The following is a 16,931-nucleotide window of genomic DNA, read 5'->3' as shown; positions in this document are numbered from 1 at the left end:
CGCAAAACTATTCATATAAACAATTAAAAAAACAGTTTGTTAAAAACAAAAATCTGCTAAATCCGCGTGCTGAAATTTTTTCACACAGATTTAGCAGATTTTATAGCTCCATACTACTATTGCGAATTCTTAAATTAAGAAAGAATTAGGGCCTAATCCATAGCAGAACCTATACTTTAATTTAAAAAATATCTTTTTTAAACCTCAATATTCAAGAACTCCATTCGAACACTGCCATCCTCGTCAATTTTTGTCAAATTGATTTCGTGTAAAGTGTTGACTAATTCTGGATTCCAAGGTGTTTTTACTTTTACATAGTTTTCTGTAAAACCGTGGATGTAACCTTCTTTATTTTCGCTTTCGAACAAAACTGTTCTATTGGTTCCTAATTGACTTTCATAAAAAGCACGACGTTTTTTTACCGATAAACCTCGCAACATTTTGCTTCTTTTCGCCCTCACATTGGCAGGAACAACACCTTCCATGGCTACAGCTTCGGTGTTATCACGTTCCGAATACGTAAAAACATGTAAATACGAAATATCCATTTCATTCAAGAAATGATAGGTTTCTAAGAAATGCTCGTCGGTTTCTCCTGGAAATCCCACAATCACATCCACACCAATACAGGCGTGCGGCATTACTTCTCTAATTTTGTTCACTCGTTCCGTATAGACTTCGCGCAAATAACGACGCTTCATCAATTTTAGAATATCATTGCTTCCAGATTGTAACGGAATGTGAAAATGAGGTACAAAAGTTCTACTTTTTGACACAAATTCTATCGTTTCATTCTTCAATAAATTAGGTTCAATAGACGAAATTCGCAATCTTTCGATTCCTTCTACTTCATCCAAAGCTTGAACTAATTCCAGAAAAGTATGTTCGTGTTTTTTATTCCCGAATTCCCCTTTTCCGTAATCTCCAATGTTCACACCTGTTAAGACAATTTCTTTGATGTTTTGCTTTGAAATTTCATACGCATTTTTCAATACATTTTCCAATTCATCACTACGGGAAATTCCACGTGCCAACGGGATTGTGCAATACGTACATTTATAGTCGCAACCATCTTGCACTTTCAAGAACGCACGGGTTCTATCACCAATGGAATAACTGCCTACATAGAAATCGGCTTCGGCAATCTCACAGGAATGCACTTCTCCAAAATCATTTTTAGACAAATCATTGATATAATCGGCTAGTTTAAATTTCTCGGTAGCCCCAAGAACCAAATCCACACCATCGACATTGGCCAATTCCTCTGGTTTTAATTGTGCGTAGCAACCTACCGCGGCAACAAATGCTTTATCATTCAACTTCATCGCTTTGCGCACGACTTGCTTGAATTGTTTATCGGCATTCTCTGTAACCGAACAAGTATTGATCACATACATATCCGCCACTTCTTCAAAATCGACCCGGTCAAAACCTTCATCCTGCAAATTACGCGCAATTGTTGATGTTTCCGAAAAATTCAGCTTACATCCAAGGGTATAAAAGGCAACTTTTTTTCTATTTTCCATAAGATAACTCAATTAATGAAATCGTTGTCAAAAAATTGAGAGTGCAAATTTACGAACAATATTCTAGATAAAGAAATCAACAGAATATTGAATTACAACATCTTATAATGCATTAACAATTCAAAACCGTCAAAAAGAAACTAGATAAAAATAAAGACACCACTCTAAGCATTTGAATAGAAAAGAAATACTCTTTTCTATAAATTTACTTCAAAAAATAGTCGTAAAATCTCTTGCTTTCACAACTCTAGACCATAATTCCTATCTATTAAATCTATACATAGTAAAAAATGTTTTTTCCAAGAAAAATATTTACTTAAAAAAAAACTAATTGAATGGTTTAAAAACCAAATGCCATCATTATTTAAAAACTGACAAATTGTTAAAATAATACCACTCCTATTTTGTTCTTATCTATTAAAGTTATAATTTCACGCCTCCAAAAACAACCGATTAAAATCAGCTTTATCACTACCAGATGGAGTTAATTTTATAGAACGTAAATATATTCTGATATTTGCTATTTAAAAAATAATCAACCGTCAGAATATATTATTTCATAGTTGAACTTCTTTCACAAGAATTTCAAAACTATACAAATCAAACCTCTTTATAATCAGCAAATTATTTCAGTTCGATAAAAAAACGAAGTAAATAATTGTGTTTTTTGAATAGACAATAATAAATGGGATCGCCGAAAACCATAAAGAGTAGGTCAATATAAAAACAAATAACAACAACAAAATGAAATCATTCTGCCTCACAATCTCCCTACTATTTATTACCCTTTGCTCACAAGCTCAAACCACACCAACCATAGCTACTAAAAATCCTTTCCCAACGATTAGTACATTGACAGCTTGGGCGAGTTACAATTCACAGGAAAAATTTAACCTTGACATCAGAACTCTTGGTTTTAAATTTGAAGAAAAATCAGTTGAGACAGCCTCAACTTCCTATACTTATATTCGAAAAGTTTTGGTAGACAACATCAACTATACCGATAGAATTGTATATAGAATCGCTAATGACAACTCAGCAAGTATTATTTCATTGGTGACCGCTTCAACCGATTTGGTTTCTTTTTACACTCCACAATTGCCGGGTTACAAAACAGGCAAATGCGATAATGAAATGTCTAAAGACAAAACAACAACTTGTACATGTTACGACAATGGTAAATACAGTATAGATGTTTGTGACGAAAGAGTAAAACTGACGATGGGCGATGGAAACAATTATTTCATTTCGGTAGCGAAGAAATAGCATTTTCAATTTTACAAAAAAACCGTCTCATTTTCGAATGAGACGGTTTTTTTTATTTTTTTTGAATGTTTCTAATTCAAAATATAACGTCTAATCACTTCTGCTACTCCATGGTCATTATTCGACGCCACTATAACATCTCCTTTATCACGCAATTCGGGAGTTACATTATCGACCCAAACACCTAAACCTGCATATTCTATCATCGTTAAATCATTTCCTGCATTCCCAACAGCAATAATTTCGCTTTGATGAATATCTAATTTTTTGGCTAGAATTTTCAAACTATTAGCCTTGTCAATACCATTCTGTGCTACTTCTAAGAAAAAAGGTTTTGACATCGAAACACTTAAATGCGGCATGGCCAATTTCAAATCGTCCTCTACCGTTTTAAGATAAGAAGGCTCCTCTAGCAAAATACATTTTACAGCATTAGTCTTTACAGCTTCCTTAAAACTAGCCACTTTATTGTGTTCTAAACCCGTAATATGTTTTTCGACATCAATGTATTCCGAATCGGTTTCGCTTACAATGGCATCATTTATATAGGTAATGATATGCGTTTTACTTTTTAAACTGTAGTCATGCAATTCATGAATTTGTTCTTTGGTCAAGGTTTGCTCAAAAAGAATTGTATCTTCTTTCAAATCGGTAATTACAGCCCCATTATAAGAAATCATGAATGAATTATAAAAATCCATTTTCAATTCTTTGGCGTAAGCGGTCATCGCCGACGTTGGTCTTCCTGATGCCAAAATCACATAAACACCCATTTCTTGGGCTTTAAAAATCATCTCTGCATTCTCCTCCGATATGGTATGCTCGTCTGTCAACAAGGTGTCATCCATATCCAAAACAATCATTTTGTATTTTGTTTGCTCCATTTTCTATAATATTCTAATGCTAAAAAACCTTGGCTCTAAAATCTAGTCCAAGGTTTAAATCTTAAATGCTTCGCCAGTTCGCTATCGCTCGGGTCAAAAATCGTTAATCTGCAATCTTAAATATTCAACCTAAATTCTTCGATAACTGGATTTGCTTTTGCAAAATCTGTTTCTTGAATGAAAACCTCAACAGCTGTGTTTGAGTTTGGAAAACCCGACATTCTAGCCGATTGAATGTTATTTTTAATTGAAGTTTCTACTCCCGCAGCTTCAATTTTTTCTTGCAAAGCCAAAGCTAAAATCTCACTTCCCGAAAACACTTTCATTAATCCCATGATGTTATTATTTTTTTGATTATTGTAACTATTCTATTTTTGCAATAAGCTTTTCAGCCTTTCTCTGTAATCTGAATTCTGATTCATTTGTAAATGGTCTTGATCTTTCAATTCATAAAAATGACTTCCTTTTTTCAATAACTTACTTAATCTTTCTGAATTCTGAATTGGCACTAAATAATCATCCTTCCCATGAAATATAAAAACAGGCACTTTTACATTTACTAAATAAAGATTAGATTCAATTTCAAACTTTTTCAAAAAGTTAGGCATGTATGGAATTCTTGAACTTGAAAATTCTAAAAAATTATAATACGGCGATTGTAAAATCAACATTTGAGGAGTATTATCTGACGCCAATCTAGTTGCAAAACCTGAACCAATTGAATAGCCAATTATAACAACATTATTCTCCTTATACCTCGTCAATATTTTTTTATAAGCAAAAGAAATATCTTTATAAACTTGCTCTTCACTTTCTATTGTTCCTTCACTTTTTCCAAAACCTCGGTAATCCAAAATAAAAATATCATATCCTAATTCAGTGTAAACAGAAGCAATATCTCCCCATGTATCTAATGCACCAGAATTCCCATGTAAATAAAAAACAAGTCCCTTAGAATCTTTCGCCTTGAACAATAACCCATTTTGTTCTTTATTATCAAAAGATTTTACACTTATTTCTTCGAATTCTTGACTAAATTGAAATTTATAATCTTTGGACAATTTAGAACTATCAAAAATCATTTCTATCTGATTAAAATATATGCAAGTAATAAAGAGCAGATAAATTACAGCAATAAAACTAAAAATCACTACAAATATAAATCTAAACGTTTTTAATATCTCCATACTTTCTTTCTTTAACCCTTTTTGAAATTAGATTACAGCCATGCCAATAAGTTTAAGTTCTATACAAAAAACTATTCCTCAACATCTTCCTCCTCGTCCTCATCCTCTTCAAATTCCTCATCAAAATCAAAGACAAAAGGTTCCAATAACATTTTTTCAGCCAAAATTTCGATTCGTTCGGTAAGTTGTTCCGAGAAAATAATGCGTTGTGTTTTTGTAATACTATTCGAAATACGCATGATTTTTGTTTCGTGACGCAATTTCAAAATAGGATCGGCATCATCCAGAATGAACATTTTCAGTCGATTTACATTGTAACCAGCAGTGGTAAACATTTCGCTTAATCTATTTGGCGTTCCGATAAGTACATCAATTCCAGTTGAAATATAATTTTTATCATATTCCATATCGCCTTTATCGTGTACCCCATAAACTTGAAGATCGGTATATTTTCCGTATTTTTCAAAAAGTTCCTCCATCTCTAAAACCTTGGCTTTGTCTTCAACAATAATCAAAGCACGTGGCGATTCTTCGGTTCCATTAGCGAGTTGTTGAATCACATTAATCACAATAGTTGTAGATTTCCCTGAACCTTTTGGTGCAATAATAATGGCATCCGCACCGCTTTTTAGTGTCGAAAAAGTTTCTTTTTGCATCTCATTAGCCTCAGTCAAACCATTTTCAACTAGGCCTTCTTGCAATTTTTCGTTTATTTTTTTTAGTTTCATTTTCTAATTTAAAATTTTAGAATTTAGATTTCAGATTTAAAATCTAAAAAAGTATTTATTTACTCGCAAAAGCTTTAACATCACTTTCGGAAATTTCATTCCCTCCAAGGATGATCAAGCGTTCTACAACATTTCTCAATTCTCTAATATTACCCGTCCAATCGTATTCTTTCAATAAATTGATGGCATCCTCAGAGAAATGCTTAATGGCATTTCCTTGTTCGGAAGCAATTTGTCTTGTAAAATGTTCGATCAAAGCTGGTATATCTTCGCGTCTGTCATTCAGCGAAGGTACATTAATCAGAATTACAGCCAAACGATGGTATAAATCTTCTCGGAAACGACCCTCGGCAATTTCAGTTTTTAAATTTTTATTGGTAGCAGCAATGACACGAACATCAATTTTAATGTCGTTTTCTGCTCCCACTCTGGTAATTATACCCTCTTGCAAGGCACGTAATACTTTGGCTTGAGCCGACAAACTCATATCGCCAATTTCATCTAAGAAGATAGTTCCTTTATTCGCCACTTCAAATTTACCCAAGCGATCTTTTACGGCCGATGTAAAAGCTCCTTTGATGTGACCAAACAATTCGCTTTCTATCAACTCAGTTGGAATTGCAGCACAATTAACCTCGACCATTGGTGCACTAGACCGATCGCTTTTAGTATGCAATTGATGGGCAACCAATTCTTTTCCCGTACCGTTTGGCCCAGTAATCAACACTCTTGCATCCGTCCTAGCTACTTTTTCAATCATCACTTTTACCTGATTGATTGATTCGCTATTTCCAATTATCTCATGCTTTTTACTGACTTTTTTCTTTAAAATTTTATTCTCAACAACGAGCTTTTTTTTGTCTAATGCATTTCGAACCGTATTCAACAATCGGTTTAAGTCGGGTGGTTTCGAGATATAATCAAAAGCCCCAAGACGCATGGTATTGATAGCCGTTTCCATATCACCATGACCTGAGATCATCACTATAGGAAGTTCGTAATCTATTTTTTTGGCGGCTTCGAGTAATTCCACGCCATCCATTCTAGGCATTTTTATATCACATAAAACTAAATCATAGTCGTTATTTTTAATTTTTTCAAGTCCCACAACACCATCTTCGGCTACATCAACTTGATAAGAATCATTTTCTTCAGAGAGTATACTAACTAATACTCTTCTAATGGATTCTTCGTCTTCTATAATTAGAATTTTTGACATAAATAACTATTTTAGTTTTGCTTTGTAGCGTGAATCATTTAATATTTCAACCATCTATACAATTCTTTCCATGTTGGCTTTTTTCCGTACATCAAAATTCCCACTCGGTAAATTTTGGCAGCAAACCAAACTACTGCAAAAAATGTAGCAAACAACAAAGATACTGAAATTGCAATTTGCCACCACGGCACTCCAAAAGGGATACGCATAAGCATTACAATAGGAGACGTTAATGGAATCATGGAAAAAACCACTGCAATAGTTCCGTGAGGATCATTGATTACTGTAAAAAATCCAACATATACACTTAACATCAATGGCATAATGATAGGCAAAAGAAATTGTTGCGAATCGGTTTGATTATCGACTGCCGCGCCAATTGCTGCATAAAAAGAGCTATAAAGAAAATATCCTCCAATAAAATAAATGATAAAACTGATCAAAATACTGGCGATAGGCAAATTCCATAATTCTTTGATATACAACTGAGCTGTTCCCGAAAATTCTTGCTGGGCAGCATGCATTATTTCTGGAGAAACCCTAGAGGTAGGCCCTATATTGACTCCAAAAAACACAGATGCCGCAAACATTAAAGACAAACCTATAATGGCCCAAATCAAAAATTGCAGCAAACCCGCCAATGAAGTACCAATTATTTTTCCCATCATGAGTTGAAATGGTTTTACCGATGAAATGATAATCTCAACAATACGGTTTGTTTTTTCTTCTATGACGCTTCGCATGACCATGTTGCCATAAATGATGATGAACATCATGATCAGATACCCAAAAGCACCACCAATTGCGATTTTTATTTCATTCAGCCCTATGATACTTTCTTCTCCAGTGGCTTTTGACAGACTTATATTGATGTCTGCCTTTGCATTTTTAATCGCCAAAGTATCCAAATGAGCCATTTCCAGATTCGATTTGGTCAACTTGTCAGCAATAACAGCCTGAGTCTTTTCTATAAAAATAATGCTTGGGCTACTATTGGATATGAATTTTATTTTATTTTCTAAATCCTTGTTCGTCTTTGTTTTGGGTATATAAAGAAGGCCTTCATAGTTTTCATTGGCAATGCTGTCTTTAAGAAACTGCATATCGATGGTAGATAAATCCAGATATTTGTATTCACTGTTTTTATCATTTAGAGCCACAAATTCATTGACGAACAAACCCGATTCATCGTGAATCGCAATACGTTTAGTATCCGCTTTCATGGAACTTAGGTAGGCAACAAACCCTGCAATACCCACAAAAAGCAACGGACTTAAAAAAGTCATGACGATAAAAGACTTATTGCGAACTTTGGCAATAAACTCTCTTTTTATGATTAATGAAATTATACTCATTTTTAAATTTTAGATTTTTGATTTCAGATTTCAGACTTGAGAATAAGGATTTTGAGATTTTTTCAATCTAAAATCTAAATTCTAAAATCTAAAATTAACTGACCGTTTGAATAAAAATATCGTGCACACTTGGGATTTTTTCAACAAAATGAGTTACTTGTCCGCGTTGTGTTAGGATATTCAGTAATTCATTTGGCGTCCCATTCCCGAGTTGAATCTCTAATTTTATTTCGTCATTTAATGATTTGAAACTGGCTTGTCCTACTGTGAATTTTTGGGTTAAATCAAACATCAATCCCTCTACATTATCCGACAAAATGCCCACTTCAAAACTATTGGTTTTGAATTGTCTTTTTACGTCGATCAGTTTTCCTTCTATCAACTTATTCGATTTGTGAATTAATGCAATATGATCACACAATTCCTCTACGCTTTCCATTCTGTGTGTCGAAAAAATAATCGTGGCTCCTTCCTCTCTCAATGCCAAAATTTCATCTTTGATCACATTGGCATTTACAGGATCGAAACCAGAAAAAGGCTCATCGAAAATCAATAATTTAGGTTTGTGCAAAACGCAAACCACAAATTGAATTTTCTGTGCCATCCCTTTAGACAACTCCTGAATTTTCTTATTCCACCAACCTTGAATACCCAGGCGATCAAACCAATAATCGAGTTGCTTTTTGGCCTCGGCTTTAGACAAGCCTTTCATTTGTGCCAAATACAAACATTGTTCCCCCACTTTCATACTGCTATACAACCCTCTTTCTTCGGGAAGATATCCAATATGCTGTATGTGTTTGGGCTGAAGCTTTTCACCGTCAAGGATGATTTCGCCACTATCGGGTAAAGTAATTTGATTGATGATTCGGATAAGAGAGGTTTTCCCTGCTCCATTTGGGCCTAGAAGTCCGTATATACTTCCTTTGGGAACGGTCAAAGAAACCTCGTTAAGCGCCACATAATCACCGTATCGCTTTACGACTTTATTTACTTCAAGTATATTACTCATGCTACTTTTTTAATTGGCGTAAAAGTAAATAATTTCAAGCCGAAATACTTTAATTATACAATAAAAAACCCATCCTTAATTTAATTCAGGATGGGTTTGTATTTTTAATGTTTAAAAAATTTAAGAAAACATATCTTTTACTTTTTCAAAAAATGATTTATCTGATTTTTCAGGACTTGGAATGAAATTCTCATCCGTTAACGCTTTTTCAAAAAACTGTTTTTGCTCTTTGTTCAAGGTTTTTGGAGTCCAAACATTTACGTGTACCAGCAAATCGCCGCTACCATATCCATTGATACTTGGAATACCTTTTCCTTTTAATCGTAAAATTTTACCAGATTGAATTCCTTCTTCCAGTTTGATTCTCACTTTTCCGTTTACGGCATCGATGTCTTTTGAAATTCCAAGAACCGCTTCGGCAAAACTGATGTATAAATCATAATGAAGATTTTCACCTTCACGTTTCAAAAATTCGTGTTCAATTTCTTCGATAACAACAATTAAATCTCCGGGAACGCTGTTCCCTGGAGCATCATTTCCTTTACCGGAAACTTTAAGTTGCATTCCGTCTACCACTCCTGCAGGAATTTTTATAGAAACGGTTTCATCTTCTATAACCATACCTTGAGAGTCGGCATCGTTTGGTTTTCTGTCTAAAATTTGACCAGAACCCCCACATGTAGGACAAGTTGAAGCCGATTGCATTCTACCCAAAATGGTGTTGGTAACACGCATTACTTGTCCTTGACCGTTACAGGTAGAACAGGTTTTATACGAAACACCTTGAGCTTGAACTTTACGTTTTACTTTTACTTTTTTCTCTACACCATTAGCGATTTCTTCCAGAGTCAATTTTACTTTTATACGCAAATTGCTTCCTTTTACGCGACGAGGGCCACCGCCTCCGCCTCCGCCAAAACCACCAAAACCACTACCGAAAATATCTCCAAACTGACTAAAGATATCATCCATATTCATTCCGCCATGACCGCCACCGCCAAATCCGCCAGAACCATCAAATGCTTGATGACCGTACTGATCGTATTTTGCTTTTTTGGCAGGATCACTCAATACTTCATAAGCTTCGGCAGCCAACTTGAACTTTTCTTCTGCCTCTTTGTCGCCAGGATTCTTGTCAGGATGGTACTTTAATGCACTTTTTCTGTATGCTTTTTTAATTTCAACAGCATCTGCACCTTTTGTAATGCCTAATATTTCGTAAAAATCTTTTTTCATAAATAAAGTAAATTCTAAAAAAACTAAAAGTAAATTCCGATATTTTTAAATTCCAAATACCAATTTAAAGAACTGCAAATTTGTCCTTAAATTAATTTCATTTTGGAATTTGGAATTTGGAATTTTTTTTATTTTTTTTTATTTTTTTAATTCCCAATTACCACTTTTGGAAAACGAATAGTTTTGTCACCCAACTTGTATCCTTTTTCAAGAACATCTACAATTTTTCCTTTCAGCTTATCTGATGGAGCTGGAATTTGAGTAATTGCTTCGGCAAAATCAGCATCAAATACATCTCCGGCTTTAACATCAACTTGCTCTAATCCCTTAGCTACCAAAGCATTTTTTAGTTTCTCATGGATCAACTCCACTCCTTTTGTCAACAACTCATCATCTGATTTGTTGATTTCAACCATTGCTCTATCAAAATCATCTAGAACAGGTAACATCGCAAGTAATACTTCTTGGTTAGCCGTTTTAAACAACTCAATTCTTTCTTTTGTAGTTCTTCTTTTGTAATTTTCAAATTCAGCAAATAACCTTAAAAACTTATCTTTTTCTTTGGCTAAGTCTTGCGTTAATTGTTCTTCAACACTTAATTCTTCAATAATAAGTTGCTCACCATTTGCATTATTCTCTAATGTCACCTCATCTATTTCTTGATCGAATTCTGTATTTTCTGTAGTCATATTACTTTTATTTTTAAAAAAATTCTTAAACATCGTTTTTATTCTTTTTTATGGATTGCAAAAGTACTGCCAAAACTTATAAAATGTCAAATTGTCATCTTTATTTAAAATCTAATTAAAATCATTAAATTTTCCCTTCAAAATCAGACAAAATTGCAAGCGTAATTTTAATATAATTTTAAGACTATTACGCTATAGTTTTCCTATTTTTGAAGTTGGATTTTATTCCACCCCGCAGCATACAACTCTCAAGAACATAAATTTAAGGTTGTTTTCTATATAATTATTAATTCATCATTGCCTTATATTAAAAAAAGCTTCGTTTATACAACGAAGCTTTTTTTTTGCTTTTATAATTTAGAGCTTCTATTTTAACTTAACACTCCATTCAAAATCCATTTCAGAAACCTGCACGCCTTCTTCATTGGTTCCTATCGATTTCATCCAAAAAGTTTGTCCCTCGCCGTTTGCAATTGTTTTCTGAATGGCATCGGCTATTAAATGCCCGTCATTGCAAACAAAAGTGATTCGTCCCGTGGCTTTCTTAGAAAAATTAGATTTATTATTGGCTACAAGCATCGATATTTTTCGACCACTTTTTTGAATTTGATAAATTACCATAGCACCTGTAGATAACTCTGCTGCCATTGCTTGAACCGCAAAATACATAGAATTAAAAGGATTTTGATTCATCCAGCGGTGCTTTACAGAGACCACACATTTATTTTCGTCAATATGTTTCAACCGAACCCCGCATAAAAAAGCAGACGGCAACTTGAAAAATATAAACCTATTGAATTTCGATACTGTTAATTCCATTTTGAGCTATTTTTTTGCTAAAATACAAAAAATACTATGCGTACATATAAAAATTCTATAAATAACGCTATTTCTTTTCATTAATCAAATCTACAAAACAGTATAAACCTATTTAAGCAATACTATTCCTACCCATTTGGGCCTGCCACCATTAGGAAAAGGGGCAAACTCATCATACCGCTTATTCTACCCCTTTCCCTACTGGTGGCAGGCTTCCCGATAACTATCGGGCGCCTTTACTTCGGTAACTTGGCGCAAATGAAATTCACTGAACTCCTATGAAAATAAATGTATTGTGAAGTAATCTTTCACGCTCACTGCAAAACAAAACCTTTAGAGTAAACAAGAACAGTCTTTATTAATCTAACGCATAGTAGTCAATAGATTTCATTGACATAGAATGCGCAGCGGGGGGTAAGAGGTACAGTTACTGAACCAAGTACCAATACACATACGAAATTAGAAAACTAAGTGGCAAACTAAGCATAGTATAAATAGCCCAAGAAAGTCTTCTATTCCTTCTGTTATTAACCATAATATTAGAAGTTATTTTACTTTGATAACTTTCGCAAACCTGAAGAGCCAAATTTAAATACTGCTCATTATCCTTCGCAATAATCTGAGAGAAATAGAGCAAATAATAATCACAATTTATTTACTTATACAAATTTCTTAGCCTTTCATTAAAACTTGCCGAAATAATACTTAAATTGCTTATATAGAAAAACATACATAACTAAATGAAAGCTATTCTTTTGTTCACCCTGCTTTTCCTAACTGGTTTGCCTGTCAGTGCGCAGAAAGATGAGTTGCGCCTCCCGCAGGCAAATATTGATTCTATGTCTTATGTGAAGCCGACCAACGTAAGTATTGAACATTCAGATTATGCTCTGGTTGCCGGTGGTAGCAAGGGAATTGGTTATGGCATTGCCGAGGCTCTGGCAAAAAGGAAATTTAACCTGATCCTGATTGCGCGTCATCAGGATGCGCTGGATAAGGCTAAAGAAAGACTGGAAAAGGATTACAAAGTTCATGTTGAATTATTAAAACTAGATTTGGAGCACGAATCAACTGCCGATTCAATCGCCAGATGGTGTACAAGCAAAAATATACACTTAAAAATGCTTTGCAATGTGGCCGGATTGGGAGGGCCAAAGGATTATTTATCCCTACCTCTTGATTCATTGCGGTATATGGTGCGTCTAAATGTGGAGTCGTGCATGGCCTTGACTCTTACCTTGTTGCCGCTTCTAGAGAAAAACAAACCGTCTTATATACTGAATGTTGCAAGTATGGCCGGACTTGCCCCTATTCCTATTAAAAACATGTATTCTGCAACTAAATCAGCAGTCATCTTTTTCAGTTACTCCTTGCGCCAGCAGTTGCGAAAAAAAGGTATTAGTGTGAGTTGTCTGAGTCCTGGTCCTGTGTTTACCAAACCAGAGATTGTTCAATATACAAAGAAACACCTTGGCTGGTTTGGTCTGAAGATGGCTGTGCCGCCGGAAAGAGTTGGTGAAATTGCAGTTCGCAATACGCTGCGGGGAAAAATGATGATCATTCCTGGAACTCTTGCGAAGATCAGTTCATTTTTTATCCGGATACTTCCCCGGCGGTGGGTTGTAGCCTTATATGGAACAGCTGCCGATTAAATACCATCTCTGGGAAAACTTCAGAATCGAGGATGATCTGCTCGAGGGATGGAAGCTGGCTACCCCCAGCTCTTCGAAGAGTACCTAACGTTTTCATGCGGGCTACAAAAATGTCTCTGACTCATATCTTTGTAAAACTAATCATTTAATAAACAAACAAGGATGAAACTTGTTCTCTGACTAGATACGTTTAAACGATATTGGCGCAAAGGTCTGAAGACTTTGCACAACGGGAATTACTTCTATAACGACCAAATCGTGCTCTACGGTTTTGTTTTCTATTGTGAATATAAATATCCCAAAAACTATAAACTACAACTTCTTTAGGGTTGTAGTTTAGTTTGCTCAACTTTGTGGGTACGAGCTTGAAGCTCGCACTAGCCCAGTGTTACCTAATGCTCGCGACGGCGTGGGGACATTGAGATCGCACTAGCCCACTATTACCTATTACTCGCGACAACGGGGGCAAGGTAATTTAGCTTAGATTTCTATTTGTTTATATAAATAGTGTCCGATGTCGTACATACTCTCACACCTTCTTCAATGTAATCTAAACTACATAAATAATGTCCTTTATATTGTCCTGCATTAATTTTTTCTCCTTCATTAACAAAATCATATAATTTTATTTTATTCCTGTTTATTTCAATTAGTATAGTATCTAATTTTGAAACTTTACCATTTGTAAAATAAATATTGTCATTTAAGGCTACAGAATGAAATTTAGAATTTAGAATTTTTGTTTTTTATTAAGCTGATTTTTGTTTTTTTAATTTCATTTGTTTCATAACCATACATATATATAAGGGTCTTCCATTTACAATAAATTTACTTCTACTGTCCTCATCACATTTCTGAATTTCTGATGAATCGATATACGGATTTTCTATTATATATATTGCAAAAGCAATAATGCTTGAAATAGCCAATAAAAAACCTAACAATGTAAGCAGAATTATCTTACTTAATTTTGACATAACCATTATAATTATTCATAAAATGCATTTTAGTAATTGGTTTTTTTACATATCTAGAAGAATCAAAAGGATTTGTCCCCCAAGTATATACTGAAAAGTCCAATTGATATTCTATTTGACCATTTTTATTTACTATTTGTACTTTTCTAATTTCACTGTCAAGAACTACCCAATGTATGTCAAATGAATTTTTATCTCAAATATCATCTATTAAATCTGCATCAATCATCAAAATACGACTATGTCTATTTTTTATATTCTCAATTCTAACATCAATAGTATACTGTGTAGATTAATGGTTTAGGATTATAAAAACCTTTTGAAGTAACGTCTTTGTATCCTAGAAATTCCTCAGATAGCTTATTTATTAATGGAGGTCAATTTATTGTTTGAAATTACTTATTTATAACTAAGTCAGAACACAATTAATTTAAAATATTTTTATCAAACACAAGTACGTTATTTCGATAATCCTTTATTTTTGTTCCATTTACAGTGGCTCTACAAAATCTACAGACCTTAATTTTTCTATGATTACTTCCATCAATTCCTTCCTCTTCAATGTTTTCAAAATCATACACCTTATATGTTTTACTATTTAGTTTGACATATAAGGTATCTTCTAATAAAATTTTACCATAGACACCATAACTTATATTATTAGAATTAAATAAATTCTCCCGACTATAATTTATTTTTCCCTTACTTGTTGTGATTTTTATAGTTGATGTTGTATCTATGTTTTTAAATTGGATGAAAAAACCATTACCCGAAGCTACATATTTTTCACATAGTTTGACATCTTTATTTCTGTCACAACTATAGATTAATAGTAACGCTAATATAATTTTACTTAATTTTGACATAACCATTATAATTATTCATGAAATGATGCTTACTGATTGGTTTTTTCAAATATCGTTTACTTTCAAAAGGACTTGTCCCCCATGTATATACTGAAAAATCCAACTCATATTCTATTTGACCATTTTTATTCAACATCTGTACTTCTTTGATTTCGCTTTCAAGAACCACCCAATGTAAATCTAATGAACCTGTATCCCAAACATCATCTATTAAATCTGCATCAATCATCAAAATAAGACTATATCCATTTCTTATTTGATTATTTATATTCTCAATTCTAACATCAATAGCATACTTTGTGTAGATCAATGGTTTAACAGGATTATAAACACCTTTTGAAGTAATGTCTTTGTATCCTAGAAATTCCTCAGACAGCTTAGTCATTAATGGAGGCCAATTTATTGCTTGAAACTCTTCGTTACCTCCTTTGTAACTTGGATTATCTGTATTTCTAGTTCCTGCCATTGTTATGTAATCAATTAAAGGCATATACATTTTTACAGAAACATTATTTATTAATTTCCAATGCCAAGGAAACTGTTTATCATTTAAAATACCATTTATAAAAGGTTGTTTATTCAAAACATCAATACTTGGCTTAACTGTGTATTTATTAAAAGTAGCTTCTCCCGTTCTAAAAAGTTCTTTTGCGAATTTTTTATATGCTTGAGGTTGATCTTTTGCAAATAAATAAAAGATACAAGCCATGCCACAAAGCGAAGTACCAGATTGGTTTACCAACCATGGTTTTTTATTATCTGTCCTGTCATTTATTTCTTCCTCAACAAGCATTCTATCAAACCACCTAAACCTATTATGTTTCCATTTTTTAAGTTCTCCTTCGGTTTCTGGATCATCTATGTAGGCTCTTACAGAAACAAAACGCCCACACATCTCTTTTTCATTCAGCGTTATTTTTACGTTATCTCCTTTTACGTTTAAAGGTGTTTCTATCCATTTGTTTTGAGCGGGGCTATGGTATTTTATCATCCATTTTATCAAACTAGTAGCTACAGGTGCGCCATTGGTAAAGCTCTTTATTTTAAACTGATATGCTTTACCAAAGACGAATCCTAGTTGCAATCCTCCGCTTTTGTCATTTTTAGAGCCATCATCGAGTGGGGTTAAGAGTTCAATTTCTTTTACTCTGGTTTTTGACACTTTCTTTGGCGGACCTTCAGGTTCTCCATATGAGTGTTTTGGGGCATGATAATTAATGTTTTTATTGGAGCTAATTTCTATTTCATTAGCAAAGACTTTCGTTTTTCCTCCAACAATATTGGTAATATTTCCTTTTACATATCTAAGTTTTGTCATTTTTATATTTGGTTATTTAGTAGTAAAAAATATTCTCGCTTTGCGATTCATCTATCTCGAACGGCAAAAAACTATACTTTCAAGCAGTTGCCGTTTTTTGACAGACTTTTTATCCTAATGTTGTTTTGTTTTCTCTGCGCTATTATTTTTCAACTCTGTTTTAGAATGAAACTCATGGTTGTCTTCGCTATGATTAC

The 16,931-nt window shown here is 33.7% G+C and carries 15 protein-coding genes; 2 read left to right on the top strand and 13 right to left on the bottom strand.

Annotated features, from left to right (window positions below):
* Positions 1-197: 197 nt before the first annotated feature.
* The gene (mtaB, locus tag FNW52_RS19265) at positions 198-1,526 is read right to left on the bottom strand and encodes a tRNA (N(6)-L-threonylcarbamoyladenosine(37)-C(2))-methylthiotransferase MtaB (RefSeq protein ID WP_143379103.1); all 1,329 of its coding nucleotides are present in this window, start codon (positions 1,524-1,526) and stop codon (positions 198-200) included.
* Positions 1,527-2,270: 744 nt separating this feature from the next.
* On the opposite strand from mtaB, the gene FNW52_RS19260 reads away from it, so the two are divergent.
* Entirely contained in the window at positions 2,271-2,792 is a 522-nt protein-coding gene (locus tag FNW52_RS19260; protein ID WP_143379102.1) for a hypothetical protein, read from the top strand.
* 71 nt (positions 2,793-2,863) lie between these two features.
* On the opposite strand, the gene FNW52_RS19255 is transcribed toward FNW52_RS19260, so the two are convergent.
* From FNW52_RS19255 to FNW52_RS19210, 10 genes are all read right to left on the bottom strand, one after another.
* Entirely contained in the window at positions 2,864-3,676 is an 813-nt protein-coding gene (locus FNW52_RS19255) for a Cof-type HAD-IIB family hydrolase (RefSeq protein WP_143379101.1), read from the bottom strand.
* Between the two features lie 116 nt (positions 3,677-3,792).
* Positions 3,793-4,011: a putative signal transducing protein gene (locus FNW52_RS19250; RefSeq protein ID WP_143379100.1), complete on the bottom strand. Its 219-nt coding sequence runs from the start codon at positions 4,009-4,011 to the stop codon at positions 3,793-3,795.
* 33 nt (positions 4,012-4,044) lie between these two features.
* Positions 4,045-4,758 (bottom strand): alpha/beta hydrolase, encoded by a 714-nt coding sequence (locus tag FNW52_RS19245; protein WP_255515656.1) that lies wholly within the window; start codon positions 4,756-4,758, stop codon positions 4,045-4,047.
* A 176-nt stretch (positions 4,759-4,934) separates the two neighbouring features.
* A complete protein-coding gene (locus FNW52_RS19240; RefSeq protein ID WP_143379098.1) occupies positions 4,935-5,591 on the bottom strand; it encodes a DEAD/DEAH box helicase in 657 nt (218 codons plus the stop codon).
* Positions 5,592-5,646: 55 nt separating this feature from the next.
* Positions 5,647-6,810, bottom strand: coding sequence for a sigma-54 dependent transcriptional regulator (locus tag FNW52_RS19235; RefSeq protein ID WP_143379097.1), 1,164 nt, complete (start codon positions 6,808-6,810; stop codon positions 5,647-5,649).
* A gap of 38 nt (positions 6,811-6,848) precedes the next feature.
* Positions 6,849-8,165 carry an ABC transporter permease gene (locus FNW52_RS19230; RefSeq protein ID WP_143379096.1) on the bottom strand — a complete coding sequence of 439 codons (1,317 nt, stop codon included), beginning with the start codon at positions 8,163-8,165 and terminating at the stop codon, positions 6,849-6,851.
* A 94-nt stretch (positions 8,166-8,259) separates the two neighbouring features.
* The gene (locus FNW52_RS19225; protein WP_143379095.1) at positions 8,260-9,177 is read right to left on the bottom strand and encodes an ABC transporter ATP-binding protein; all 918 of its coding nucleotides are present in this window, start codon (positions 9,175-9,177) and stop codon (positions 8,260-8,262) included.
* A gap of 120 nt (positions 9,178-9,297) precedes the next feature.
* Entirely contained in the window at positions 9,298-10,413 is a 1,116-nt protein-coding gene (gene dnaJ / locus FNW52_RS19220) for a molecular chaperone DnaJ (RefSeq protein WP_143379094.1), read from the bottom strand.
* 146 nt (positions 10,414-10,559) lie between these two features.
* On the bottom strand, positions 10,560-11,135 hold the full coding sequence (locus tag FNW52_RS19215) for a nucleotide exchange factor GrpE (RefSeq protein ID WP_143379093.1): 576 nt from the start codon (positions 11,133-11,135) through the stop codon (positions 10,560-10,562).
* Between the two features lie 333 nt (positions 11,136-11,468).
* Positions 11,469-11,921 (bottom strand): DUF4442 domain-containing protein, encoded by a 453-nt coding sequence (locus FNW52_RS19210; RefSeq protein ID WP_143379092.1) that lies wholly within the window; start codon positions 11,919-11,921, stop codon positions 11,469-11,471.
* Positions 11,922-12,661: 740 nt separating this feature from the next.
* Between FNW52_RS19210 and FNW52_RS19205 the strand changes: the two genes are divergently transcribed.
* Positions 12,662-13,573, top strand: coding sequence for an SDR family oxidoreductase (locus FNW52_RS19205; RefSeq protein ID WP_143379091.1), 912 nt, complete (start codon positions 12,662-12,664; stop codon positions 13,571-13,573).
* 1,402 nt (positions 13,574-14,975) lie between these two features.
* Here FNW52_RS19205 and FNW52_RS19200 read toward each other — a convergent pair.
* Both FNW52_RS19200 and FNW52_RS19195 read right to left on the bottom strand, forming a co-directional pair.
* A complete protein-coding gene (locus FNW52_RS19200; protein ID WP_143379090.1) occupies positions 14,976-15,416 on the bottom strand; it encodes a hypothetical protein in 441 nt (146 codons plus the stop codon).
* A complete protein-coding gene (locus FNW52_RS19195) occupies positions 15,400-16,734 on the bottom strand; it encodes a hypothetical protein (RefSeq protein ID WP_143379089.1) in 1,335 nt (444 codons plus the stop codon). The genes FNW52_RS19200 and FNW52_RS19195 overlap by 17 nt, the downstream gene beginning before the upstream one ends.
* Positions 16,735-16,931: the final 197 nt, after the last annotated feature.

Source organism: Flavobacterium sp. ZT3R18, assembly GCF_007097385.1.
Taxonomy (GTDB): domain Bacteria; phylum Bacteroidota; class Bacteroidia; order Flavobacteriales; family Flavobacteriaceae; genus Flavobacterium.
Note: the sequence above shows the minus strand (reverse complement) of the source record. Positions and strands in the feature narration are given on the sequence as shown.